This is a genomic window from Corynebacterium sp. CCUG 69979 (assembly GCF_024454095.1).
In the GTDB taxonomy this organism is placed as follows: domain Bacteria; phylum Actinomycetota; class Actinomycetes; order Mycobacteriales; family Mycobacteriaceae; genus Corynebacterium; species Corynebacterium genitalium.
This window is the reverse complement of sequence record NZ_JAGPZA010000023.1, coordinates 1-23,308: the sequence shown is the minus strand read 5'-3', so window position 1 is coordinate 23,308 and position 23,308 is coordinate 1. Positions and strand designations below refer to the sequence as shown.

Below are 23,308 nucleotides of genomic sequence, written 5' to 3'. Positions count from 1 at the left end.
CCCACGGGGGCGTTAGGGTTGTCTGTATGACCTCTAACGCCCCCGATCTGTCTATCGCCCCAGCTGAACTCGACGAGATCACAGGCGACAAAGCCCTCGCATGGGCCTCCGCTTGGTCCGCCCACACGGAGCAGCAGAACCAGGACGAGGAGCTGGCGGGCCGCATCCGGGACGCCTTGGACACTGACGAGAAGATCCCGTACGTCACGCGGCGCGGGGATTACCTCTACAACTTCTGGCGCGACCGTGAGCACCCGCGCGGGATCTGGCGCCGCACAACCACTGACGCTTACCTGCGGGGAACTGGTGAGTGGGAAGTGGTGGTAGACGTCGATAAGCTAGCGCGCGATGAAGGAGAAGACTGGGTGTGGAAAGGTGCCGTGGTCAGGCCCATCGCGAACGACCGCGCGCTGATCAAGCTTTCCCGCGGCGGCGCGGACGCGGTGACGGTGCGTGAATATCACGTCGACGATCGAGCATTCATCGACGACTTCGAGCTCCCCGAAGCCAAGACCGACGTCAGCTGGATCGACCGCGACACGCTGCTCGTGGGCACTGACATAGGCAAAGACTCGGTCACGGAGTCCGGATACCCGGTCGAGGTGCGGAAGTGGGAGCGCGGAACCGCGATCCAGGACGCGCCGGTGGTTTTCCGCGGCGAGCGCAGCGATGTCGCAGTAGGAGCGCACGTCGACCATACCCCCGGCTTTGAGCGCGTGATTTTCGAGCGCGCGCTGGACTTCTACACCTCGCGCACGTACATCGACGGCGAGCTCGTGGATGTCCCCGAGGACTGCATCGTCGTGCCGCACAAACAGTGGCTGTTCCTGCTGCCGCGCACGACGTTCGACGGCATCCCGGCGGGTGCTCTCGCAGTGGCATCGTTGGATCTCACCGAAAAGCGCGTGCTTATCGACGACTTCCCCATCGAAGACCTCTCCGTCACCGCCACCACCCTGCTGGTGACGGTGCTGGACAACGTGGTCACGCGCATCTTCCGCTTCGAGCTGGGCACCTGGAGCCGTTCCGAAGTCGAACTCCCGGAAGCCGCGACAGCGTCGGTGGTGGGCACGAGCCCGCTCGACGGCGATGAAACCTGGATCAACGTGTCGTCTTTCACCACCCCCTCCACGCTGCTGCGTGACGGCGCGGTGGTGCGCCAGGCACCCGCGCTTTTCGACGAGTCCGGCCTGGAAACCCGCCAACACTGGGCCGCCTCAGCGGACGGGACGAAGGTGCCATACTTCATCACCGGCGACTTTTCGCAGGGTCAGCGGCCGTGCTTGGTCGGCGGATACGGCGGCTTCGAGGTGTCACTCACCCCGGGGTACTCCGCTGTGCGCGGAATCTCCTGGATGGAGAAGGGCTACTACTTCGTCCAACCCAATTTGCGTGGCGGCGGCGAGTTCGGCCCCGAATGGCACTCGCAGGTGGTCAAGACCAACCGGCACAAGGTGTGGGAGGACCACCGGGCAGTGCTCGAAGACGTAGTCGCCCGCGGTTATTCCACGCCGGAGCAGCTGGCCATCCGTGGCGGCTCCAACGGCGGACTGCTCACATCCGGCGCGCTGGTGCAGTACCCGGGCCTGTTCGGCGCGGCCGTGATCCAGGTGCCACTGACCGACATGCTGCGCTACCACACTCTGTCAGCAGGAGCGTCCTGGATGGCCGAGTACGGCGACCCGGACATACCGGAGGAACGCGCCGCGCTAGAGAGCTGGTCGCCCCTGCACAACGTGACCGACTCCCCTACCTATCCCCCAGCGCTGGTGACCACCTCCACCCGTGATGACCGTGTGCACCCCGCGCACGCCCGAACCTTCGCGCTCGCCTTGGCAAAGGCCGGTCAGCCCGTGGATTACTTCGAGAACACCGCCGGCGGTCACGCCGGTGCCGCCGACAACGAGCAGGTCGCACGGGTTGAATCGCTCATCTATACCTGGCTGGAGAATCAGATCGGGAACTCTTCAGATCAAACTTCCGACTGATGTTCAATGGAAAGGACAGCATCATGAAGAAACCACTGACTCTCGCCGCCGTCCTGTGCGCTGGCGCCCTCGGGCTGGCCGGGTGCGGCGACAACACGGAGACTGCAGGCACACCAGACGCAACATCAGAAGCCACCCCGGATGCTGCGTCGGGCGCTCCGTCGGATGTTGCGTCCGAGGCTTCCTCTGAGGCAACCATCGAGCTTGTCGACGGCTACTGCCGCGCCAAGCCTGCCGCCGACGACGACGCCGCCATGGAGAGCGCGACTGACTTGGACAAGAAGCACTCCGACATGACGGCCTGCTTCGGCACTCTGAAAAACACCTCCGATCAGGACATCTCCGTCAAGTCCTTCGCTGTCCCCTCGCTCGAAGGCGCATCGACCGAGCTCCACGAAGTCGTGGACGGCGTCATGCAGGAAAAGCCAGGCGGCTTCACCGTCGCTCCGGGTGAGACCTACGAGCTGGTCCCCGGCGGCGACCACCTGATGATCATGAACTACGCCGAGGCCATCCCCGCCGGTGAGACGCTGGAGGTCGAGATCACCAACGACGCCGACACCACCCTTTCCATCGAGATCCCGGTGCGAGAACAGCCCTCCGGCGAGGAGAACTACGGTGGCCACGAGGGCCACGACGATCACGAGTAAGGAACCATGACCGACAACCCCCGCCCCAGAGCGCACCAACCGTCCCGCCGCCAGTTCCTGCACGGCGCAGGAGTTGCCGGGGCTGCTGGAGTGGTAGCTGCTGGGGCTTCAGCGTGCGCGAATGAAGGGGGCGGGGAAGGAGGCGTCGATAAGCCGCAGGACGCGTGGCCCGGGCAAGGCATGGGCGAAGAAGCGGACGCGTATCTCGCTGACTCGCGCGTTGATTTCGACGGGGAGCACCAGGCTGGTGTTGCCACGCCCGAGCAGGCCTTCAACAAGCTCATCGCGTTCAATCTCCGGGACGGCAAGGACTCTGTGGAGAATGCGCAGCGTCTCATGCGGCTGTGGACTGATGATGCCCGGCGCATGTGCTCTGGCCTCGCCGGGCTTGCGGACCTGGAGCCGGAGAACATGGTCTCCACCGCGAACCTGACCATCACGGTCGGGTTTGGCCGCAGCTTCCTGGACAAGCTCGGGCTGGATGCACCGGAGTGGCTCGGGGACCTTCCTGCATACTCGCGCGATGAGCTCCGCGAGGAATGGTCCGGCGGCGACCTCTGCCTGCAGATCTGCGCAGACGACCGCTTCACCGTCTCGCACGCGGCACGGTTCATGACGAAGACGGCGCGCAACTACGTCGACACCGCGTGGATCCAGGACGGGTTCCTGCACGCCCGCGGCTCGATTGAGCAGGGTGAAACGCCGCGCAACCTCTTCGGTCAACTTGACGGGTCCGGTAACCCGCCTACCGATGACTTCGACGACATTGTCTGGATTTCCGACGGCCCCGCGTGGCTGAACGGCGGCACCGTGATGGTGGTGCGGCGCGTTGCCATGCTTCTCGACGAATGGGACATCCTCGACCGCCCCTCCCGCGAAGTAGCAGTGGGACGGACGTTAGACACCGGTGCCCCCTTGACCGGGCAAGATGAATTCGACGAACCCGACTTTGACGCCCGCGACGAATACGGCTTGCCCGTCATCGACCCGAATTCCCACATGGCCAGGGCTTTTTCCTCCGATCCCGCCGAGCGCATTTTCCGCCGCCCCTACAACTACGACATGCCGCCCGGGCCAGACTCCCGCGGCACCTCCAATGCGGGACAAATGTTCATCTGCTTCCAGAAGAACCCCTTGCAGCAGTTCGACCCGATCCAGAAGCGTCTCGACGACGCCGACCGCCTCAACGAGTGGATCACCCACATCGGCTCCGCCGTCTTCGCCATCCCGCGCGGGACGCGCGACGGCGAGTACTGGGGCCAAGACCTGCTCGAGGGCTAGAATCAGCCCACGATGAAGGCTCTGTCATTCGCGACGGTGTTCGCGGCGCTCTCCGGGTTCGTGGTCCTCTGGGTCGCGTCCTGGTCGCTCGACGCCGGCACACAGATGCTGTATTTCCAGGCGTATTGGAGCTTGTTCTTCGCGTCCGCGGGCTTTATCGACGGCATCACCCAAGAAACCACCCGCGCCGTGTCCTCCGCTCGAACCAGCGGTATGGCGGGCACAGCGAACCCATGGCGTCTAGGAGCCGTCATTGCGGCTGTTGTCGCCGTGCTCGCCCTTGTCTTCGGGGTTGTGTTGATGGGTCAGCTCGTGCCCTTGGACAGGTCTGTGGCGACTGGCTTGTTGGTATTCGGCCTGTCCAGCTACGTTTTCCAGGCCGTGCTGTCCGGCATATTGAGCGGCACTCAGTTGTGGAGCCAGTACGCGGCACTCGTCGCCTTCGATTCTGGGATCCGCCTCGTGCTCGCAGGTGTTGCTTGGGCGGCGGGGTTCGGCTTGCCGGCATTCCTGATCATCACCGTGATCGGTGCTCTGACGTGGGTGCTGATCCTCGCAGCGTCGTCGCACGCCCGCAGCCAGATTCGTGTCACCCTAGATGTGGACCGGTCTGAGTTCACCCGCCGCGTTGGCGCCGCGATCGTGGCGACTGGCGCCTCTGCAACCCTGATCACCGGCTTTCCGATGCTGGTCAAATTCGCCTTCCCCTCCCTCGACCCTGCCGCAGGTGCCGCCGTCGCCGCTATCAACCAGGCAGTGCTGCTCACCCGCGCACCGGTGTTGGTTCCCCTACAGCGCTTCCAGTCGGCCCTTGTGGTGCGCTTTGTCACCAACCGGGCACGGATCTACTCTTCGCTGCTCCGCCCGATCGCGGCCGTCCTTGCGATAGGCGTGGTCGGGTTTGCCGCCGCGTGGCTGATCGGGCCGTGGATCCTGCGGGCGTTCTTCCCACCAGAACTCTTCGTGCCAGGCTTGCCGCTGGGCCTACTCACGTTCGCGTCAGCAGTCATGGGCGCGCTCATCATCACCGGCACGGCTGTTCTCGCGCTAGAGCTGCACACCTGGTACGTCGCCGGCTGGGTGGCCGGCTCGGTAGCTACCTTCGCTCTGCTTTTCGCACTTCCTGCCGTAGGCGGCACCGGTGTGGCCACGACGGTGATCGCGGCATTGATACTCGGCCCACTGACTGGCGCGTTAGTGCACGTCATCGGCTTGTCGGGGAACCAGGATAAAGTGAACGCATGACATCTTCTGCGGACACGATGCTCGTCACTGGCGGCGCCGGCTTCATCGGCTCCAACTTCGTGCGCATGGCGGCCCAGCGCCAACCGGAGACGAAGATCGTCGTGCTCGACGCGCTGACCTACGCAGGCAACGCCGAGAATCTCGCCGGGTTGGACGAGGCGGCTGTGACTCTGGTTGAGGGCAGGGTGGAGGATGCTGGGGTCGTCGATACGCTCGTGCGCGATGCTGATGTCGTGGTGCATTTCGCCGCGGAGTCGCACAACGACAACTCTCTGCGGGACCCGTCGCCATTTGTGGCGACCAACATTATGGGCACATACACGCTGCTCGAGACCGTGCGGAAGTACGGAACGCGGTTCCACCACGTGTCCACCGACGAAGTGTTCGGCGATCTCGCGTTGGACGATCCCGCGAAGTTCACTGAGTCGACACCGTACAACCCGTCCTCGCCGTACTCCGCGACCAAGGCCGGCTCGGACCACCTCGTGCGCGCGTGGGTGCGGTCCTTCGGCATAGACGCGACGATTTCGAACTGCTCCAACAACTACGGCCCCTACCAGCACATTGAGAAGTTCATTCCGCGGCAGATCACCAATCTGCTCTCCGGGCGGCCCGCGAAGCTGTACGGCACGGGCGAGCAGGTGCGCGATTGGATCCACGTCGACGACCACAATGACGCCGTCCTGGCCATTCTCGAGCGCGGCAAAGCCGGTGAAACGTACAACATCGGTGCAAGCGGCGAGCGCTCGAACCTCGAGGTCATCACCATGATCTGCGAACTGATGGGCGGCGAGTTCGAGCACGTCGCCGACCGGCCCGGCCACGACATGCGCTACGCCATGGACGCCACCAAGCTTCACGACGAGCTCGCCTGGCAGCCCCACTACACCGACATGCGCGAAGGCCTCGCCACCACGATCGAGTGGTACCGCAGCAACGAAGCGTGGTGGCAGGAGGCGAAGGACGCGGTCGAAGAGGGGTATGCACAGCGCGGGCAATAGCTTCCTGCGGCCGTAGGATGAGCGTATGGCTGAGCTGGAGACGTCGACAAGCGTGCCCATCGAAGGACTTGAAGTCCGCACCTTAACTGTTCACGGCGACAACCGCGGATGGTTCAAAGAAAATTGGGCCGGCGACCCCGCGATGCGCGTGGAGCAGAACAACGTCAGTTTCAACGCGCAGCGTGGGGCGACGCGCGGCATGCACGCGGAACCGTGGGACAAATACGTCTCTGTTGCAACGGGGCGCGTCTACGGCGCGTGGGTTGACCTGCGCGAAGGTTCACCGACATTCGGCGCGAAGTACGGGTGCGAAATCGGTCCGGACACTGCGGTGTTCGTGCCGCGCGGCGTCGCCAACGGCTTCCAGGCGCTCGAGGACGCTACGACGTACATTTACCTGTGCAACGCGCGCTGGAGCCCACACGCGCAATACGCGTTCTGCTCCTACCGCGAGATCGACTGGCCGCTCGAGCCCACTGAAGTTTCAGCGAAGGATCTCGAGCATCCGATGCTTGCCGACGCCTCCCCCGTCCCCCCTCGCCGCGTGCTAGTGACCGGGGCGAACGGGCAGTTGGGCCGGGCGTTGCGCCCGTTGCTGCCCCACGGGGATTTCGTGGGCCACGACGAGTTCGATCTGACTTCTGATGTCTCGACGTTGATGTCCGCTCGGGATTGGACACAATACTCCGCGATCATCAACGCAGCGGCGTTCAACGACGTCAACGGCGCAGAAGGTGACGGCCGAGCCGGGGCCTGGGCCGTCAATGCGCTGGGTCCAGCGAAGCTCGCGCAGATTGCCGCGCGCTACGACCTGACACTGGTGAACGTGTCCACGGACTACGTCTTCGACGGGACTGTGGGGGTGCATACCGAGGACGAGGCACCCAGCCCGCTGTCCGTGTACGGCGCCTCCAAAGCCGCGGGTGAGGCCGCTACCGCCGCCTGCCCCCGGCACTACCTAGTGCGGACGTCCTGGGTGTTCGGCGACGGGGGTAACTTCATGACGACCATGGCGCGGCTCGCACGCGAAGACGCCAGCCCGCAGGTGGTCAGTGATCAGCGCGGGCGACCGACGTGGGCCGAAGACTTGGCACGAGGCATCGTGCACCTGCTTGATTCAGGCGCCGAGTACGGCGTGTACAACATCACCTCCGGCGGCGACACCGCCTCCCGTGACGAGATCGCCATGGCCGTCTTCATCGCCTGCGGCGGCGACCCCTCCTCCGTCCAGCCGGTCACGACCGCACAATACCAAGAGGCCTTCGGGCCCGAGGCGCCCCGGCCGGCCGAGTCCACGCTGGCACTGGACAAGATTGAGGCGACCGGATTCAAGCCGACGAACTGGCGCGCGGCCCTGGCGATGTACCTGGGGTAGGGCCAGCTCTTTAGAACGCGTGCACTAACGATCAGTAGGGCGCTTGAGGAGCCTTTTCGCTGTTCGATAACCTGGATCTCCTAAACTTTTTTAGGCCTTTAACCAGCGCCATCACGAGCTTCCCGAAAAACTTGAGCCCTTTAATCGAACGTACGTACGCTTTTCATGGCTCGGTTGTCCACGTGAGGTTGTAAGTTGTGTGGCAAAGACCAAGCGACATACAAACAGGGGGTGGCGAAGATGACCGAACGAGTTGGCGCAAATTCCTTGGCGGATGCCGTGGATGCCATCGCGGAAGCAATGGCTGACATTTCGCGCATCTTTGCTGACCCCCACGCTTTAGCCTTCGATGCTGTCCGCACTGACATGGAGCGCCTCGAAGAGATCCTCTCAGGTCAGAAGGCATATGCCGACGCTGCGTTTGCCTACCTGTGTGACCGTGACGGAGCCGGCCGGGTTGTCGGCGCGAACCAGCCTGCCGCGTATCTGCGCGATGTTCTCGGTCTATCCCAGGCAGAGGCCATGGGGCGCCTACGCCGAGGAGAGGACCTCTTCGCCCCAGTCGAGGACACCACCCCCGACGACGAGTTCCTCTTCGCCGGCATCGAGCCTGACTCCCCCGACGCGGACGAAGCAGCTGCGGCGGTAGCGGCCGCTGCGGAAGAGGCTCGTCGGAAAGCGGAAGAAGAGCGTGAGGCGAAGCGCCGGGCGAAAGAGGCGGCGCTGAAAGCGGCGAAGGAAAAGCAAGACATCATCAACCGCGAGCTGATGAATCTGCGCAACGACGCGGTTCCGGGGCGCCCAGTCATTCTCGCCAAAGCTCTCGACGAGGCTGACAGGCGCAGCCCAGAAGACCTGCGCAAATTTGTCCGCCGGCTCGTGGACAACGCCAACGCTGCCGGCCGGAAGAACAGCCCGGACAAGCCGCAATCGGACTTTGATGCGCGGAAACTGATCATGGGCAAGCCCGACAGCGCAGGCATGTGCCGGGTCACCATCGATCTTCCGGCCGGCGAAGCCGCGGTGCTTAAGGCGGCGCTGGACCTTGGGCGCGGCGGAATCGGCGACAAGTCGGGCTCTTCCGAGCAGGAACCAAAGGACACGCGCACGATGTCGCAGCGGCGCTTCGACCAATTCATGCACATCGTGACCAAGTTCTCCGGAACCAAGGCTGGCTCGCAGGGCGGTATCGGCACTGTCGTCGTCGGCATGACCCTCGATGACCTGAACAATGCCGACCACACCACCACGTTCATGACCAACACCGGGATCAGCCTGACCGCGTACGACATGCTCCGCCTCGGTTTCACGGGCACCGACTTCATCGCTCAGCTCGACTCGGTCACCGGCGTCCCCCTCTCGCTGGGGCGCACCCGCCTGGCAAGCGTCCACCAGCGCATCGCACTGCTGGCCATGCAGGGAGTGTGCGCCTGGCACGGGTGCGACCGCCCGATGAGCGAGCTGGACATCCACCACATGGAGTCCTTCTTCGACGGCGGGCTGACCGACATCGAGAACCTCATCGCCCTGTGCCGCGAACACCACATGTGCAACAACGACCGCAGAGATGGCAGAGGTGACAAGGGTTACGTCGACCGCGACCCCGAAACCGGCCGGGTGGGGGTAGTCCCCGCAGACGGCGGGCCGATGAGATTCAACGAAACCGTCGACGCCCACGAAAGCATCGGACATAAACTCCGCAACCGCCAGAACCGGCAACACCCGCCACCGGGGTCCACCCCCGGAGGCCCTCCTGACCCGGTACTCTTCCCCGTCGCTTAATCGTCACCTATTCTCCCCTACCCGCAGGCCGCCGAAGCGCAGAAATGCTGCCGGTGTGTCTGCGGGCTGGCACGCGTGGGCGTCGATAAGCACGGCGATGCGCGTGCGGTTGCGCGGGCGCGCACTAGACTCCACCTCTATGAAGGGCATCATCCTCGCGGGCGGATCGGGCACACGGTTGTACCCGATCACGAAGGGCATCTCGAAACAGCTCATGCCCATTTATGACAAGCCGATGATCTACTACCCGCTGTCCACGCTGATCAGCGCAGGTATTCGCGAGATCTTGGTGGTCACCACACCGGAAGACCGGGGCGCGTTCGAACGTTTGCTTGGCGACGGCTCCGCCTGGGGCCTCATGATCGACTACGCCGTCCAACCCTCCCCGGACGGGTTGGCGCAGGCGTTCATCATCGGTGAGGACTTCATCGGGGACGACTCGGTGGCTCTGGTCCTTGGCGACAACATCTTTGAAGGGGCCGAACTAGCCCGGCTGATGGGCGACGCGTTCGACCCCGCTGGCGGTGCCATCTTCGCCTACGAAGTGTCCGACCCGGAGCGTTACGGCGTGGTGAGTTTCGACGAGCACGGCACCGCGACCGCCATTGAGGAAAAGCCTGCCCAGCCGCAGTCCAACTACGCCGTGGTCGGCCTGTACTTCTACGACAATGACGTGGTCCGAATCGCGAAGACGATTGAGCCGAGCGAGCGCGGAGAGCTGGAAATCACCAGCATCAACGATGCTTACCTGCAAAAGGGCGCGCTCAAGGTGCACCGCCTCCACCGCGGCGACGTGTGGTTGGACACCGGCACGATCGACTCGATGAGTGAAGCGAGCGCGTATGTCGAGGTGATTCAGAAGCGCACCGGCACCGTCATCGGGTCGCCGGAGGTCGCGGCCTACCGCCAGGGCTTTATCGACGCGGCCGCGCTGGAAAGTCTTGCTCAGCCGATGTTGAAGTCGGGCTACGGCCAGTACTTGCTCGATGCGGCTCGGGAGTGAACTAACATGACCTATAGCGAACCCAATGCACTGAAGCCCGGCGCGGTCACGGTCTTGATGTCGGTGTACCGCAACACCACCGCCGACGAGCTCGCATTGACCTTGGATAGTCTCGCGGCCCAGACGCGGCCGGCGGAGCGGATCCTGGTGGTCAAGGACGGCCCGGTGCCCCACGAGGTGGAGGACTTGCTGTCCGCGACGGCCGCGGTGGACACGGTAGCGCTGGAGCGCAACAGCGGACTCGGCGTCGCGTTGGCAGAGGGCTTCAAGCACATCGATACGGAATTCGTCGCACGGTTGGACTCCGACGACGCCGCGTTCCCGGAGCGCCTGGAGAAGCAACTGGCGTTCATGCGCGAGCACCCGGAGGTGGCAGTTCTGGGAACCGCGATGCAGGAGTTCGACGGCGAGCGCCCAGACCCGTCCACCACGGGTGGGATCCGGCGTCTGCCGGAGACCCACGAGGCGATCGCCCGCTACGCTCGGATCAACTCCCCGATGAACCACCCGTCCGTGCTCATGCGCACCGAGGCGGTCCGAAGCGTCGGCGGCTACCAGCCGATGCACAACATGGAGGATTACGACCTCTGGGCTCGCCTCATCGCGGCGGGTGAGAAACTCCACAATCTGCCGGAGCCGCTGACGTACTTCCGGGTGAATGACGCCCAGTTGAAGCGCCGCACGACCGCGGAAACGCGGAAGGCTGAACGCGAACTGCAGGCCAAACTTGTTGAGTACGGCCTGATCTCCCGCCCCCGCGCCGCCGTCAATCTAGCGGTGCGGAACCTCTACCGCGCACTGCCGTTGAGCACTATGAAAAGGGTTTATGCGGTCCTGTTCCACCGCGGCCGGTAAGCGCGACTAGTCTGTCGGTCATGGCCCTCAATCCTTTGCGCAACGAGTTCGCAGACACGTGGCTGATCGTGCCGTGTTACAACGAGGGCCCTGTGATCAACCAGGTTTTGGCGAATGCGCTGCAGACGTTTCCCAATATCGTAGCGGTCAATGATGGCTCGGCCGATGATTCGGCAGTGCAGATCCACGCGGCCGGCGCGCACTTGGTGAATCACCCGGTCAATCTCGGGCAGGGTGCAGCGATTCAGACTGGGGTCGAGTACGCCAGAGCCCAGCCCGGCGCGCGCTTCTTTGTCACCTTTGACGCTGACGGCCAGCACCAGGTCAAAGACGTGGAGCGTATGGTGGGCCGGTTGCGGTCGGAGCCGGTGGATATCATCGTCGGCACGCGATTTGCGGGCGACCAGGAGAATTCGCAGGTGCCGCTGATCAAGCGCATCGTGTTGAAGACGGTGGTGTTCTTGTCGCCGCGGACCCGCAAGCTGGGGTTGAGCGACGCGCACAACGGGCTGCGGGCCTTCAACGCGAAGGTGGCGGCGGAGATGAACATCCGGATGAACGGGATGTCGCACGCGTCCGAGATCGTCGCGATGATGGATGAGCGCAAGTGGCGCGTCGCGGAGGAGCCGGTGGACATTTTGTACACGGAATACTCGATGTCGAAGGGCCAATCGCTGGTCAACGGCGTGAATATTCTTGCTGACGGGCTTGTGGCCAGGAGGCTGCCATGATCCAATTCATTCTGCTCATCGCGGCGGTGGTGCTCGCGGTGTACTTCTTCACCCAGCGCAAGAAGGCGTTCGCGAAGGCATGGGTGAAAATCGGGTTCGCGTTGCTGGCTGTCGCGGCCGTGTGGGCGATTCTGCGCCCCGACGATGTGACCATTCTGGCGAACTGGCTCGGAGTGGACCGCGGCACGGACCTGATGCTGTACGTCATGATCATCGCGTTTTTCTTCACCACGATGTCCACGTGGGTGCGGTTCCGCGAGCAGGAGCTGCGGTACGCACGGCTCGCACGCGCGGTCGCCCTCCAGAACGCGGTGCCGCCCATGCTTATCGACGCCCCAACCAACCCCTCCCAAACCCCTCCCCCAGGTAACTCCCGTGACGGTCTAGACTGAAGTTTCATGAGCTCTGGTAAGGACGAGTCCGAGAAGCCCACTACGAAGATCCCGCCCCTGATGTGGGCGTTCACGTTGGTGCTGGCCGTGGGGTCCGGTGTCGGCGGCTACATCATTGGTGAGCGCGAAGGCCAGCAGAATGCTGTGGATCAAATTGCCGAGCAGATCGGCGCCGACGGCACTGATGGCGCTGGCGGCGGGGGCGCTGCGGGCGGCGGTTCCGGCGAGGCCGAGGAGCCCCCAGTCAAGGAAGTTCCGGAGAACGTCGAGCCGGGCACGGACTTCAGCCCGGCGAAGAAGCAGGACAACGGCTACTACGACGCCACGATTCACGGCCCGGGCTCCCCGGTGACGTCCCCCGAGGAGATCGCGAACACGGCTCGCCGCGACCCAGCGGATCCCATGTCTCAGGGCGCTCTCGACGCCCCGGTGGTCATCGCGGAGTTCACCGACTGGGAGTGCCCGTACTGCATCCGCCATGCGGCTGAGACGGAGCAGGAGCTGATCGACGAGTACGTCGATGCTGGACTGGTCCGTATCGAGTGGAATGACATGCCGACCCAGGGTCCGAATTCCGTGGCAGCCGCCAAGGCGGGCCGCGCCGCCGCTGAGCAGGGCAAGTTCACCGAGTACAAGAAGGCATACATGGCGGAGGCTGCCGAGCGCGGCGGCCACCCAGGCTTCACCATCGACGACTACGTCCGTTTCGCCGGCACGGCCGGGGTGCCGGACTTGGCGAAGTTCCGCGAGGACGCGGAGAGCGACAAATACGACGAAGCGCTTGAGAAGTCACTCGAGTACGCCCAGGAATTGGGGATCACCGGCACGCCCGGCTTTGTGGTGAACACGGAGTTCATTGGCGGGGCGCTGCCGGTGCAGGAGTTCCGTTACGTGATCAACGGTGAACTGAAAAAGGTCGCCGACAAGAACTAGCCGGCGACCCTGGCAGTGCGGAGAGCACCGTGGTGCCTAGTAGCCCCTGCGGATCCATTCCTCGAGGTGCGGGGCTTCCTCCCCCACCGTGGTGGCGTCGCCATGGCCGGTACGCACCACCGTCTCCGGCGGAAGATCCAGAACGGACTTCTGCAGCGACTCGATGATGGTGTCGAAGGACGAGAAGCTGCGTCCCGTTGCGCCCGGCCCGCCCTGGAACAGGGTGTCGCCGGAGAACAGCTCGCCGGCCTCAGGTAGGTAGAGCACGATGGATCCCGGAGAGTGGCCGGGGGTGGACATGACGTGCATGTCGGTACCCGCCACAGAGAACACCGTGCCGTCTTCCAGCTCGAGGAATTTCTCCTCCGGGTTGGCGTCGTACCAGAGCATGTCGTCGCCGGGGTGGAGGTAGACGGGGGCGTCGACAAGCTTGCTCAGCAGCGGTGCCGCGTCGACGTGGTCGTTGTGGCCGTGCGTGGCAATGATGCCTTTGACCTTGCGGTCTCCCACGGCGGCGGCGATGGTTTCGGCGTCGTGGGCCGCGTCGATGATGTAGACCTCACTGTCGTCGCCGACGATCCAGACGTTGTTGTCCACCTCCCATTCGCCGCCGTCGAGCTTGAACAGGCCGGAGGTGACGACGTTTTCAATCTTCATGGGGGCTACTCCTTAAAACTCGACCACAGAGCGCAGCACGTCGCCCTGCTTCATCTTGGTGAATGCATCCTCGACGTCGTCCAGTCCGATGCGCTCGGAGACGAATTCGCCGAGCGGGAAGCGGCCGTTGAGGTGCAGGTCGACGTATGCCGGGAAGTCGCGCTCGGGCAGGCAGTCGCCGTACCAGGCGGGTTTGATGGAGCCGCCGCGGGAGTAGAGGTCGATCGCGGGGATGTCTACGTGGTCGGTTTGGTTGGGCACGCCGACCATGACCATGCGGCCAGCAAGGTCGCGGGAGTAGAAGGCTTGGCGCCACGTTGGCTGAATGCCCACCGCATCGATGGTCACGTCGGGGCCGAAGCCGCCGGTGAGTTCCTGGATTTTCTCGATCACGGCGTCTTCGTCCATGTCCTTCGTGCAGACTGCGTGCGTTGCGCCGAATCGCTCGGTAGCGGCGTCGCATTTGCGCTGATCGACATCCACCGCCACAATCGTCGTCGCCCCTGCCAGAGCAGCGCCCGCCACGGCCGCCAGGCCCACGCCACCGAGTCCGAACACGGCGACGGATTCGCCCTGCTGGATCTCACCGGTGTTCACTGCTGCGCCGAGACCGGCCATGATGCCGCATCCGAGGAGGCCTGCAGCCGCCGGATCTTCGTCCGGGTTCACTTTGGTGCACTGCTTTTCGTGGACAAGGGTTTTTTCGGCAAAGGAGCCGATGCCGAGGGCGGCGGTGAGCTCGGTGCCGTCGGCAAGCGTCATGGGCCTAGACGCGTTGAATGTGTTGAAGCAGTTCTTAGTGTCGCCCTTGCGGCACGCGCGGCATTCGCCGCAGACGGCACGCCAGTTGAGGACCACGAAATCACCCGGCTCGACGTGGGTGACAGCCTCACCGACGGTTTCCACGACACCCGCGGTCTCGTGGCCGAGAAGGAAGGGGTAGGCATCTTCAATGTCGCCGTCGCGGTAAGCCAGGTCGGTGTGGCAGACACCGGTGGCCTGCACTTGCACCACAACGTCGTGGGCGCCGGGGGCGGGGATCACAATGTCTGCGATCTCGACCTCGGCGCCTTTCTCACGGGCGATGACGCCCTTGACGGTCTGCTGGTTCTGTTCGTTGTTTTCGTCAGCTTGGGGGTCTGTAGAAGTCATGCCCCGAGCCTAGCGATCTTTGCGCTTAGCTTGCCGCGACGATTTCGCCCATGTGGCGGTGGCCCTGGTGGGTCGAGTGAATCGGAGCGTTGCCTGGGCCGGCGTAGAAGTCGATGAGACCAGCGAACTCGCGGTCCCCGTCGCGGGCGCACATGCCGTTCTTGGCGGTGCCCGGTTTGAGGTCGACGAACTGGGCGCCGGTGGCGCGGGCCAAGTCGACATTCATCCACTGGGCGAGGTTTTCAAAGTCGCGGATCATCGGCATTGGGGTCGCGTCGTACATGTTCGGCCCAAGGTGGAACAGGCAGACGCGGTCGCCGCCGGTGATGGTGGGGTAGCCAATGAGCTGGATCTTTGCGTTCGGCGCGGCGCGGCGGATCTTGTCCACCTGCGGGCGCATGAAGTCGACGTACTTGCGACGGACCTGCATCGGGTCTTCGCCCATATGGTTGTAGGTGTCGTTGAAGCCCACCTGGAGGACGACGCGGCGCGTGTTGCCGTCGAGGCCGCGCTCACGCACGGCGCGGTCGATCTGGGCGGTGATGTTCGGGCCCGGGGAGATACTCACGGCACCGGGGCAGGAAAAGTCGCGCGGCTGCAGGCCGAGCTTGCGCGCAGCGATCTTGCCGAAGTTCTGGTCGGAGGTCGGGCACCACCGGCCCGGGTTGGAAGAGCCGTTGGGGTGCAGGCCCATCCGGGCACCCAGGTACTCGATGGAGTGAGCGTCGGCGATCACGGAGTCGCCGAAGATCACCATGTTGCCCTGCTGCGCGTTGGCGTTAGGGGCAGCCATGATTCCCGCGCCCACGAGGACGGCGGCGATGAATGCAGTCACAGCTTGACGGGTACGGTTAAGCATTGTTCGTCGACTTTCTGCTGGTAGTGAGTTGTTCATCGGAAAGACCCCTGATGAGGCCCACAGGAGTGATGTCGGTTCCAGGAGGGAAGATGTTACGTCCTAGCCTTGCAAACGCTTGCCACTACCTGTCACTTCTATCACAATTGGATCTTTTGCACCGCCACTATAGATGACCCGGCAGTCCCAGATCTAAGAAGAAGCCTAGCGAAACACTTGTGCCCACAAAAGCGATAGCCTAATCAAATGAGAATTCGCTGCCAGTAGCTTACGCACGCTTGTCCTAGCCTGCAGAAGGGAACCCCGGATGTCCAACCGAGTCAGCTACACCCCAATCCAGCAGGTCGGAGCGTTCTTGGATCTTGCCTCGCTGATCGTCCGTCGCGGCATTGTCGGCTTCAAGGGGCGGCCCAGGGGTCTTGATCCGCGGTTTCGGCGACATCCCACGCTGGGGCATCACAACCGCCCGCGAGGTAGAACAGGGTGCGCGCTGCTGTCCGCACCGCAACGCGCTTATCGACGACTCAGGGGTCCTGTCCTACCGCGATCTCCGCAACGGATCCCGCAAAGTCGCCCAGTGGCTACTGTTTCGGGAGCTACGAGCGTCGATAAGCTGCTGGTCAGCAACGAGAAACTGCCGCGCCTGCCTTTGATCCCCAAACAAGGCGACCTGGTGCTCATGTCGTCTGGCACGACCGGCATCCCGAAGGGCATTCTGCGCAACGAGCCGAAAGTCCCCTATGTTCTCACCGGCCTTTTGTCGGCAGTGCCGTGGTATTCGAACCAGACGGTGCTGCAATCGGCGTCGGTGTTCCACACGTGGGGCTGGTCGACACTCAACGTGGCGCTGGGGTCGCGTTCGACGATTGTCACGAAGCGCGAGTTCGACCCGGCGAAGACGATGCAGCAAATCCAGGACTTCAAGGTCGACGGGCTGATTTCATCCCCGATCTTCTACAAACAGATGCTCGACTTGCCGAACAGCGACGACTATGACACGTCCTCCCTGAAGTGGATCGCCTCCTCCGGCAACGCGCTGACGCCCGATGTGGTCCAGCGCGTGCACAAACGTTTCGGCCCGATTCTGGCCAACATCTACGGCTCGACTGAACTGTCGCTGACCGCCGTGGCCACCGCCGAGGAGGTCGCGGAGCACCCGACAGCGGCGGGGCGAGTGGTGCCAGGAAGCGTAGTCAAGCTTTTCGACGACGACGGCAACGAAGTCCCCCAAGGCCAACCGGGCCGCATCTTCCTCAACAACGAGACTGCCCTGAAGAGGTACTCCAACCCGAACACGCCGATCGTGATGATCGGCAAGCTCATCGAGATGGGCGACCGCGGATACTTCGATGAGAAAGGCCGCCTCCACGTCTTGGGCCGCAACGACGACATGATCATCATTGGCGGCGAGAACGTCCACCCGCAGTCGGTGACGGAGACCCTCGAGCCGATGCCGGGTGTCGCCGACGTGTACGCCGGCGGCGTCGACGACGAAGAAACCTTCAAGCGCGTCGCCGTGTGGGTCGTGCGTTCCGACGATGACCACGGCCGCTCCCTGACCGCCGACGCCGTCCGCGACTGGGTGCGCGACAAGCTCGCCCACCACTCCATCCCCCGTGACGTGAACTTCGTCGACTCTCTGCCCCGCAACCCGACGGGCAAGGTCGTGGCGCGCTTCCTGCCGGAGTCCCGCCGCGACGATTAAGCGCGCGTATAGTTAGCTCCGTTTCCAGCCCGCTCATTACGGTTACGAACGGAGCTTTCGTCATGGCCCACTTTTCTGCCCGCCAACTCAAGCACTTCATGCGATTCTGGCCGCCGCTGCTCGGCGCCGGCATCAAAATCGAAGAATTCACCGACGACGGTACCCAAGTCGTGGTCTCCCACAAGCCCAACATGCTGACCAAGAACGCGATGGGTGTGGCCTTCGGCGGCACCATGTCTGCGATGACGGACCCGTTCTACATGCTCGCGTCCATGCACCGTCTGGGCAAGGAGTACAAGATCTGGGACACCGGCGGAGAGATCAAATTCCTCAAACCCGGCCGCGGCAAGATCACCGCCGACATGCGCATCCCCGAGGAAACCTATGCGTTGATCAAGGAAAAGACCGCTGGAGGCGACAAGTATCTCCACTGGTTCGAAGTGGACATCACCGATGAGGAAGGCGACGTGGTCGCGCACGTGCGCCGCCAGGTGTACTACCGGCTGAACCAGAAGAAGGAAGAAACCCAAGACAAGGTCGCTGACGAGGCCCAAGATACGGACCAGGGTAACGACAAAAGCCAAGTCAAGAGCAAGTCAGCATCCAAAGAAAAAACCGTCTAAAGGGCCCCCGACTAAAGGGGGGTGCGGATGGCAGCGATTTTTCGCCCCCATTCGAGACAAAATGGCACTCCGCATACTTGGTGTAATTTGAATGCACATGGAAGGAATTGATTCGGGCTCCCCTTCTCCAGCCATGAGCCTTACTGATCGGTGGACGAAGATAGCCAGAGAAGTTTCTTTCATTGACTCGGCTCTCAACAAGTGGCTCGAAAGCAGCTTTGGCATCGGCCTGACTGAATTCCGTGCAGCGCTCCTCATCAGCAAGAGTCCTGATCGAGAACTACGAATCACGGAATTGGCCCAACAACTCGGCCTTAGTCAGAGTTCGGCAACTCGCTTGGTGGAGCGAATGGAACGCAAAGAGCTGGCTTTCCGAGATGATTGCCCCGACGATGGGCGCGGTATCTACGCGGCTTTGACCGAGGACGGATCAAAAAAGGCTGCCACCATTGCAGAACCATTCGATGACAAACTCCGGTCCCTAATCGGGGACATGCAGCCGGATTGGCTCGACCTTCACCTAGCAGCCCGCAGTTCAGATAGCGACGACTAGCTGGGAAGACGCAACGAGCGCATGCTTTTGCATTGATCCATGCATGTACATGCACTAAGGTTAGTTTTGTCGTCGCCACAAGAAAGAGAGAACAGTTGAAAACCCACGTAGATGTTTTCATTGATTACGTATGTCCATACTGCTATCTGGTCGAAAGCGCCCTCGACGAGCTCAAGCGAGACAGAGACGTTCACGCAACAATTCGCCCATTCGAACTTCGCCCCTCCCCTGTTCCCACCCTTCGGCCGGAAGATGACTATCTTCCGCGGGTCTGGAAGCAATCGGTCTATCCGATGGCCCGACGGCTTGGTATCCCCATGACTCTTCCGTCAGTTTCGCCACAACCCCGTACCCAGAAAGCTTTTCTGGCACTACAGCTTGCCCAAGAGCAAGGTAAAGCAAACGAGTACTCCGAAGCCATGTTCAAAGCATTCTTCCAGGACGATCGCGATATCGGAGTGGATGACGTCATTATTGACGTTGCCGCATCAGTTGGACTGAACCCTGACGACGTCCAAACCGCCTTGAATGACGAAGCGCGTCGCCAGCAGCACCGTCTCGACCAAGACTTCGCGGTTAACACGGTTGGGGTCACGTCGGTTCCGGGAATACTCATCAATGGCCATCTCCTGCGTGGCGTTCCCAGCGCGTCTAGATTGAAGAAAGCTTTTGATGAGATCGCGGCAAAGCCACCGTTGCCGGGGGCGGATTCATGAGCATTTCCCTTGAACAGCTGCACCGCGAGATGCGCACTGCAGTCGACTTTTCAACCCGACACGTTGATGGCGGCGGTCTCCCATTCGTCGGTGCCGTCGCTGATAACTCCGGAATCATCTCGCGCCTTGGAGTAAATGAAGTACATGAAACGGGGGACCCCAGCGCCCACGCTGAAATCGTCGCGATGCGGGACGCGCTTTCATCTCATGGCCGCGAAACACTGACCGGAACCATTCTGCTGGCTACCGGAGAACCATGCGGCCTGTGTTATCGCTTCGCCATCGACCATGGGATCGACACAATTTACACAGCCGTTGATCGCGACGCTGTCGCGGCGTTCGGTTTCGATTACCGAGCCAGCTACCGAACCATGCGTATTAACGATTATCTGCGTGATCGCATGCTTCATCACCTACCCACTACGAACGCTCACGAGCCGTTCACCCGCTATCTCGAAAAGCACATGTAGGCGGATTCCCCCAACGACACCTAACCCGGAAAAACGAAAAGGACATTAATCATGCACTGGCTTTACCTTGCAATCGCCGTAGTCTTCGAAGTCACTGTAGGCATAGCAGCCGGAAAGGCGAACGGCTTCAAAAATATCCCCTGGACGATCGCCACCCTCGTCAGCGGTGCGATCGCAACTTTCTTTCTAAGTCTCACGCTGCTCACCTTTGACGTCGGTGTCGGATATGCCCTTTGGACCTCCATTGCAGGTATCGGAATCGTCATCGTCGGAGCCTTGTTCCTAGGCCAGAAGTTGACCTTAAAGAAACTCGTCGGAGTCGGAATCGTCATCGTCGGAGTTGTCGGCCTCAATCTTGCCGGCACCGCCTAACCACACTCCCACACACCTCCAGAAAGGCTTACCTTCATGTCCTCCACCACACCTCAAAACACCACGCTGGACAGCCCCGGAACAAAGTTCGGGCCCTGGCTCGCTCTGCTGCTCGCCGGGGGATTCGAAGTCGGCTACGCCCTCAGTGTTAACGGCAGTGAAGGCTTCACCAACGTCAAATGGTCTCTCGTCGCCATCGTGTTCTTCCTCTGCACGCTGTTCTTCCTCAGCGTCGCATTGAAAAAGATTGATGTCGGCATCGGTTACGCCGTATGGGCTGGTATCGGTGCCGCTGGCGCTGCTTTACTCGGCCCCGTCTTTTTCGACGAAACACTAACCCTCGCGAAGGGATTCTGGCTCGCGGTCATCATTGGTGGGGTCGTCAGGCTGAAACTCGCTGACAGCCCAGCGTTCGAAATGCAATCCGACCGGTAACTGATCCTATCCTTGTGGGAACACCACAACTTTGGACTGAAGCGACCCGAGAATGTCAGACTATTTCGGCACTACGTAACTGCTTCCAGCAGACTCGCCTGTTTCGCTCGGCTGGTTTGGATCCGTAGGAATCTAATCTACGGGCAAAACTGGCCAAAACCGAAACAGCATTCGGGGTCAGTGACCTAACCAGTCAGCCAAGGCACTTTCAGTAGTCTCTAGCTGGCGGCGTCGCGCGGTTAGCTCCCGCAACCGTCGCTTCATTCGTTGCCGTGTCGCCGCGCATTCAGGGTTCGGTGCCGGCTCTTCCGTCATACACGGCAGCATAAGCATGGCATCTTTAGCTGTGAAACCCATGTCGAAAAGCGACTTCACTTGTCGTGCTCGTTCGATCTGGGCAGAAGAATAATCACGGTACCCAGTCTCCGTTCGATCGGGAACCACCAAGCCCACTGATTCGTAGTGTCGCAAGCGGTGTGCAGGTACGCCAATTTCCTGCGCAGCCCGGGCAATCCTCATTTCAGATCTCCTTTGACTTGACCTTCACACTAGTCTCAAACCTTACCGTTGCGTTGTGCAAAAGATGACCACCAAACTTTCCATATTTGTGCTCGCTACAGCTCTTTTCGTAGTAACCACGAGCGAGTTTCAAGTCTCTGCAATGATGACCGACATGGCCGTCGACCTCGGCCAACCCATCGGTAAGCTCACTCATCTGGTGACGGCGTACTCCTTAGGTATGGCCCTTGGTGGACCAACACTGGCATGGGCACTTAACGGCAAACCAGTTCGTGCGTGTCTAACGGGAGCGGTTTTCGTGTACGCGGGTGTTGAAATTACCGCGTCGTTTTCACCCACGTTCACGGTTCTACTCATCATCCGCTTCCTTACTGGGTGTCTTTCTGGGGCGATTTTTGGTCTTAGTCTCACTGCTGGCGTCCTCTTAGCGGGCACGCGGAATCAATCTCGAGCTGCTGCCGCAATCCTCTCCGGGCTCATGGCCGGAACACTTCTTGGATTACCGCTTAGCCACGTCATTGGATGGCTTGCAGGGTGGCGCATGTCGTTCATCCTTCTAGGTTTCGCAGCATTCATGATCGCGGTTGTGTTGGCAGCGGCCCTTCCGCGTATCCCTGCACTATCGGGCGAAGGAACTGAGCGAGTCTCCGTTGTCAGTAACCCAGGTGTGTGGAGCCGCATGTTGACCAGCTTCTTCACCATCGGTGGTTCCTTTGCGGCATTCGCATTAATCGATCCAATACTTCGGCGCGCAGGTTTCACCCCCATTGGAACAACCGTCGCACTCATTGGATTCGGAGTGGCAGCGTTTACAGGCAATCTCTTGTGGGGAAAGGTCTCAGAAACCAATGCTCAAAAGTTTCTGCTCGCTGGCCTTTCAGCCCAAGCCGTTGCGCTACTGCTCCTGGTTGCGACCCCCAATGCCGGCCCCATCACAGCCCTGGCGATAGTCGCACTCGGAGGTACAGGAATGGCGCTCAACCCGCTGTTAGTGACCCGACTCATGGCACAGGCTGACCCCCACCCTTTCATCAACACCGTGCACACAGGATTCATAACCATGGGAGCAGCGGCCGCAACCGCGGCAAGCGGATATGTGCTAGCCAACGAAACGAGCCTCACACCGTCGATTCACGTAGGCGTTGTTTTCACACTGATTGCCTGGATAATCACGGTCGTCACCCCCGACCACTCCGATGTCAGACAGGGATGACTAGGAAACGAACTTGTCACGAGCCTAGAACGGCCTCATTGTCAGCTGCGTGCTTTAACGCTGCGCGCCGAACTCACCAGTCGCGAATGACACACCCCCGCGCTGCCTTCGCAGTTCACGGGGGTGTGTCACTTGGAGCCGCCTGCGATGTCTGAAGTCATGACATAGTTGACACGGCGTGCCTGGGACAGCATTCCTGATGGTTGACAGGTCAGTCGCGACATCGTTGACACTTAGGGGGCAGAAATAATCTGGGGTGATGGTTGACACCTCAGTCGCGACATCATTGACACCTCCCGCCACCCCCGCGTGTTTAGTGATGGTGCTGGTATCAGTCGGGACATCGTTGACAGATGAACAGCCCGAACCGAAATCTCGCCATCGTCAAAGCCGTCCGCGATCAAGGCGAACCAGTCACCAAAGTCGCCAGACGATTCGGCATCTCCCGCCAACGCGTCTACAAGATCCTCTCCGAGTTCGATGCCGGAGGCGAACAAGCCATCGCCCCCAAATCGCGCGCGCCGCACACCCACCCCAATGCCGTGCCGGAGACCCTGCGCAACCACATCATCGACATGCGCAAAGAACTCACCAAAGCAGGTTTCGACGCAGGGCCCGACACCATCGCTTTCCACTTAGGACAACAAGGCCTGCGTGTGCCGTCAACATCGACGATCCGCCGGATCATCACTGAAGCCGGACTTGTTGCCCCGCAACCGCAAAAGGGCCCGGCCCCCGGAAAGTAGACACCGTGGGGGTGAAATTATTGGCTTTACTCTAGCGCATTGTTAGGAAGCGTGA

Annotated in this window: 25 protein-coding genes and 1 pseudogene; 21 read left to right on the top strand and 5 right to left on the bottom strand. The window is 61.9% G+C overall.

Annotated elements, in window-relative coordinates; all coding sequences use genetic code 11:
• Window positions 1-26: 26 nt before the first annotated feature.
• The 7 genes from KBX18_RS10635 (at window position 27) to KBX18_RS10605 (ending at window position 9,322) form a co-directional block, all read left to right on the top strand.
• On the top strand, window positions 27-1,988 hold the full coding sequence (locus KBX18_RS10635) for a prolyl oligopeptidase family protein (protein ID WP_255996053.1): 1,962 nt from the start codon (window positions 27-29) through the stop codon (window positions 1,986-1,988).
• A 23-nt stretch (window positions 1,989-2,011) separates the two neighbouring features.
• Window positions 2,012-2,638, top strand: a complete 627-nt coding sequence (locus tag KBX18_RS10630; protein WP_255996051.1) for a copper chaperone PCu(A)C — start codon at window positions 2,012-2,014, stop codon at window positions 2,636-2,638.
• A gap of 6 nt (window positions 2,639-2,644) precedes the next feature.
• Window positions 2,645-3,919 carry a Dyp-type peroxidase gene (locus KBX18_RS10625; protein WP_255996049.1) on the top strand — a complete coding sequence of 425 codons (1,275 nt, stop codon included), beginning with the start codon at window positions 2,645-2,647 and terminating at the stop codon, window positions 3,917-3,919.
• A gap of 12 nt (window positions 3,920-3,931) precedes the next feature.
• The gene (locus KBX18_RS10620) at window positions 3,932-5,164 is read left to right on the top strand and encodes a hypothetical protein (protein WP_255996047.1); all 1,233 of its coding nucleotides are present in this window, start codon (window positions 3,932-3,934) and stop codon (window positions 5,162-5,164) included.
• Window positions 5,161-6,165 (top strand): dTDP-glucose 4,6-dehydratase, encoded by a 1,005-nt coding sequence (rfbB, locus tag KBX18_RS10615; RefSeq protein WP_255996045.1) that lies wholly within the window; start codon window positions 5,161-5,163, stop codon window positions 6,163-6,165. The genes KBX18_RS10620 and rfbB overlap by 4 nt, the downstream gene beginning before the upstream one ends.
• A gap of 25 nt (window positions 6,166-6,190) precedes the next feature.
• Window positions 6,191-7,540 (top strand): sugar nucleotide-binding protein, encoded by a 1,350-nt coding sequence (locus KBX18_RS10610; protein WP_255996043.1) that lies wholly within the window; start codon window positions 6,191-6,193, stop codon window positions 7,538-7,540.
• Between the two features lie 240 nt (window positions 7,541-7,780).
• The gene (locus KBX18_RS10605; RefSeq protein ID WP_255996041.1) at window positions 7,781-9,322 is read left to right on the top strand and encodes an HNH endonuclease signature motif containing protein; all 1,542 of its coding nucleotides are present in this window, start codon (window positions 7,781-7,783) and stop codon (window positions 9,320-9,322) included.
• Between the two features lie 3 nt (window positions 9,323-9,325).
• Here KBX18_RS10605 and KBX18_RS10600 read toward each other — a convergent pair whose 3' ends face one another.
• Window positions 9,326-9,457 carry a hypothetical protein gene (locus KBX18_RS10600; protein WP_255996039.1) on the bottom strand — a complete coding sequence of 44 codons (132 nt, stop codon included), beginning with the start codon at window positions 9,455-9,457 and terminating at the stop codon, window positions 9,326-9,328.
• Window positions 9,458-9,461: 4 nt separating this feature from the next.
• Here KBX18_RS10600 and rfbA point away from each other — a divergent pair, with 4 nt between their 5' ends.
• From rfbA to KBX18_RS10575, 5 genes are read left to right on the top strand one after another with little or no spacing between them, the layout of a single operon-like run.
• A complete protein-coding gene (rfbA, locus tag KBX18_RS10595; RefSeq protein ID WP_255996037.1) occupies window positions 9,462-10,325 on the top strand; it encodes a glucose-1-phosphate thymidylyltransferase RfbA in 864 nt (287 codons plus the stop codon).
• Window positions 10,326-10,331: 6 nt separating this feature from the next.
• Complete coding sequence (locus tag KBX18_RS10590; RefSeq protein WP_255996035.1) at window positions 10,332-11,180, top strand: glycosyltransferase; 849 nt, start codon at window positions 10,332-10,334, stop codon at window positions 11,178-11,180.
• A gap of 20 nt (window positions 11,181-11,200) precedes the next feature.
• Window positions 11,201-11,911 (top strand): glycosyltransferase family 2 protein, encoded by a 711-nt coding sequence (locus KBX18_RS10585; RefSeq protein ID WP_255996033.1) that lies wholly within the window; start codon window positions 11,201-11,203, stop codon window positions 11,909-11,911.
• Complete coding sequence (locus tag KBX18_RS10580) at window positions 11,908-12,303, top strand: DUF2304 domain-containing protein (protein ID WP_255996031.1); 396 nt, start codon at window positions 11,908-11,910, stop codon at window positions 12,301-12,303. The genes KBX18_RS10585 and KBX18_RS10580 overlap by 4 nt, the downstream gene beginning before the upstream one ends.
• A 6-nt stretch (window positions 12,304-12,309) precedes the next feature.
• Window positions 12,310-13,236 carry a thioredoxin domain-containing protein gene (locus KBX18_RS10575; protein ID WP_255996029.1) on the top strand — a complete coding sequence of 309 codons (927 nt, stop codon included), beginning with the start codon at window positions 12,310-12,312 and terminating at the stop codon, window positions 13,234-13,236.
• Between the two features lie 36 nt (window positions 13,237-13,272).
• Here the strand turns inward: KBX18_RS10575 and KBX18_RS10570 are convergent, their stop codons facing one another.
• The 3 genes from KBX18_RS10570 to KBX18_RS10560 are packed head-to-tail and all read right to left on the bottom strand — an operon-like array spanning window position 13,273 to window position 15,880.
• The gene (locus KBX18_RS10570; RefSeq protein WP_255996027.1) at window positions 13,273-13,893 is read right to left on the bottom strand and encodes an MBL fold metallo-hydrolase; all 621 of its coding nucleotides are present in this window, start codon (window positions 13,891-13,893) and stop codon (window positions 13,273-13,275) included.
• 12 nt (window positions 13,894-13,905) lie between these two features.
• Window positions 13,906-15,045: an S-(hydroxymethyl)mycothiol dehydrogenase gene (locus KBX18_RS10565; protein WP_255996025.1), complete on the bottom strand. Its 1,140-nt coding sequence runs from the start codon at window positions 15,043-15,045 to the stop codon at window positions 13,906-13,908.
• A gap of 25 nt (window positions 15,046-15,070) precedes the next feature.
• Window positions 15,071-15,880: a GDSL-type esterase/lipase family protein gene (locus KBX18_RS10560; protein ID WP_370687249.1), complete on the bottom strand. Its 810-nt coding sequence runs from the start codon at window positions 15,878-15,880 to the stop codon at window positions 15,071-15,073.
• Between the two features lie 598 nt (window positions 15,881-16,478).
• Between KBX18_RS10560 and KBX18_RS10555 the strand changes: the two genes are divergently transcribed.
• The 7 genes from KBX18_RS10555 (at window position 16,479) to KBX18_RS10525 (ending at window position 20,775) form a co-directional block, all read left to right on the top strand.
• A complete protein-coding gene (locus KBX18_RS10555) occupies window positions 16,479-17,606 on the top strand; it encodes an AMP-binding protein (RefSeq protein WP_255996021.1) in 1,128 nt (375 codons plus the stop codon).
• Between the two features lie 62 nt (window positions 17,607-17,668).
• Window positions 17,669-18,229, top strand: a complete 561-nt coding sequence (locus KBX18_RS10550) for a DUF4442 domain-containing protein (RefSeq protein ID WP_255996019.1) — start codon at window positions 17,669-17,671, stop codon at window positions 18,227-18,229.
• A gap of 97 nt (window positions 18,230-18,326) precedes the next feature.
• Complete coding sequence (locus KBX18_RS10545) at window positions 18,327-18,782, top strand: MarR family winged helix-turn-helix transcriptional regulator (RefSeq protein ID WP_255996017.1); 456 nt, start codon at window positions 18,327-18,329, stop codon at window positions 18,780-18,782.
• Window positions 18,783-18,877: 95 nt separating this feature from the next.
• Window positions 18,878-19,498 carry a DsbA family protein gene (locus tag KBX18_RS10540; RefSeq protein WP_255996015.1) on the top strand — a complete coding sequence of 207 codons (621 nt, stop codon included), beginning with the start codon at window positions 18,878-18,880 and terminating at the stop codon, window positions 19,496-19,498.
• Entirely contained in the window at window positions 19,495-19,968 is a 474-nt protein-coding gene (locus tag KBX18_RS10535; RefSeq protein WP_255996013.1) for a nucleoside deaminase, read from the top strand. The genes KBX18_RS10540 and KBX18_RS10535 overlap by 4 nt, the downstream gene beginning before the upstream one ends.
• 51 nt (window positions 19,969-20,019) lie before the next feature.
• Window positions 20,020-20,340, top strand: a complete 321-nt coding sequence (locus KBX18_RS10530; protein WP_255996011.1) for a multidrug efflux SMR transporter — start codon at window positions 20,020-20,022, stop codon at window positions 20,338-20,340.
• A 36-nt stretch (window positions 20,341-20,376) separates the two neighbouring features.
• Entirely contained in the window at window positions 20,377-20,775 is a 399-nt protein-coding gene (locus tag KBX18_RS10525; RefSeq protein ID WP_255996009.1) for a multidrug efflux SMR transporter, read from the top strand.
• Window positions 20,776-20,952: 177 nt separating this feature from the next.
• On the opposite strand, the gene KBX18_RS11915 is transcribed toward KBX18_RS10525, so the two are convergent.
• Entirely contained in the window at window positions 20,953-21,294 is a 342-nt protein-coding gene (locus KBX18_RS11915; RefSeq protein WP_370687026.1) for a MerR family transcriptional regulator, read from the bottom strand.
• Between the two features lie 64 nt (window positions 21,295-21,358).
• On the opposite strand from KBX18_RS11915, the gene KBX18_RS10520 reads away from it, so the two are divergent.
• Together KBX18_RS10520 and KBX18_RS10515 are read left to right on the top strand one after the other, a co-directional pair.
• Window positions 21,359-22,507: an MFS transporter gene (locus KBX18_RS10520; protein ID WP_255996062.1), complete on the top strand. Its 1,149-nt coding sequence runs from the start codon at window positions 21,359-21,361 to the stop codon at window positions 22,505-22,507.
• Between the two features lie 353 nt (window positions 22,508-22,860).
• A pseudogene (locus KBX18_RS10515) lies at window positions 22,861-23,238 on the top strand (helix-turn-helix domain-containing protein); the annotation flags it as partial.
• Between the last annotated feature and the right edge of the window lie 70 nt (window positions 23,239-23,308).

Bases quoted from the DNA above. Each gene is read 5' to 3' on its own strand.
- KBX18_RS10530 (WP_255996011.1), top strand. From the start codon at position 20,020: ATGCACTGGCTTTACCTTGCAATCGCCGTAGTCTTCGAAGTCACTGTA.
- KBX18_RS10585 (WP_255996033.1), top strand. From the start codon at position 11,201: ATGGCCCTCAATCCTTTGCGCAACGAGTTCGCAGACACGTGGCTGATC.
- KBX18_RS10590 (WP_255996035.1), top strand. From the start codon at position 10,332: ATGACCTATAGCGAACCCAATGCACTGAAGCCCGGCGCGGTCACGGTC.
- KBX18_RS10570 (WP_255996027.1), bottom strand. From the start codon at position 13,893: ATGAAGATTGAAAACGTCGTCACCTCCGGCCTGTTCAAGCTCGACGGC.
- KBX18_RS10580 (WP_255996031.1), top strand. From the start codon at position 11,908: ATGATCCAATTCATTCTGCTCATCGCGGCGGTGGTGCTCGCGGTGTAC.
- KBX18_RS10525 (WP_255996009.1), top strand. From the start codon at position 20,377: ATGTCCTCCACCACACCTCAAAACACCACGCTGGACAGCCCCGGAACA.
- KBX18_RS10575 (WP_255996029.1), top strand. From the start codon at position 12,310: ATGAGCTCTGGTAAGGACGAGTCCGAGAAGCCCACTACGAAGATCCCG.
- KBX18_RS10520 (WP_255996062.1), top strand. From the start codon at position 21,359: ATGACCACCAAACTTTCCATATTTGTGCTCGCTACAGCTCTTTTCGTA.
- KBX18_RS10620 (WP_255996047.1), top strand. From the start codon at position 3,932: ATGAAGGCTCTGTCATTCGCGACGGTGTTCGCGGCGCTCTCCGGGTTC.
- KBX18_RS10610 (WP_255996043.1), top strand. From the start codon at position 6,191: ATGGCTGAGCTGGAGACGTCGACAAGCGTGCCCATCGAAGGACTTGAA.
- KBX18_RS10635 (WP_255996053.1), top strand. From the start codon at position 27: ATGACCTCTAACGCCCCCGATCTGTCTATCGCCCCAGCTGAACTCGAC.
- KBX18_RS10550 (WP_255996019.1), top strand. From the start codon at position 17,669: ATGGCCCACTTTTCTGCCCGCCAACTCAAGCACTTCATGCGATTCTGG.
- KBX18_RS10630 (WP_255996051.1), top strand. From the start codon at position 2,012: ATGAAGAAACCACTGACTCTCGCCGCCGTCCTGTGCGCTGGCGCCCTC.
- KBX18_RS10605 (WP_255996041.1), top strand. From the start codon at position 7,781: ATGACCGAACGAGTTGGCGCAAATTCCTTGGCGGATGCCGTGGATGCC.
- KBX18_RS10565 (WP_255996025.1), bottom strand. From the start codon at position 15,045: ATGACTTCTACAGACCCCCAAGCTGACGAAAACAACGAACAGAACCAG.
- KBX18_RS10535 (WP_255996013.1), top strand. From the start codon at position 19,495: ATGAGCATTTCCCTTGAACAGCTGCACCGCGAGATGCGCACTGCAGTC.
- KBX18_RS11915 (WP_370687026.1), bottom strand. From the start codon at position 21,294: ATGAGGATTGCCCGGGCTGCGCAGGAAATTGGCGTACCTGCACACCGC.
- KBX18_RS10545 (WP_255996017.1), top strand. From the start codon at position 18,327: ATGGAAGGAATTGATTCGGGCTCCCCTTCTCCAGCCATGAGCCTTACT.
- KBX18_RS10625 (WP_255996049.1), top strand. From the start codon at position 2,645: ATGACCGACAACCCCCGCCCCAGAGCGCACCAACCGTCCCGCCGCCAG.
- rfbB (WP_255996045.1), top strand. From the start codon at position 5,161: ATGACATCTTCTGCGGACACGATGCTCGTCACTGGCGGCGCCGGCTTC.
- rfbA (WP_255996037.1), top strand. From the start codon at position 9,462: ATGAAGGGCATCATCCTCGCGGGCGGATCGGGCACACGGTTGTACCCG.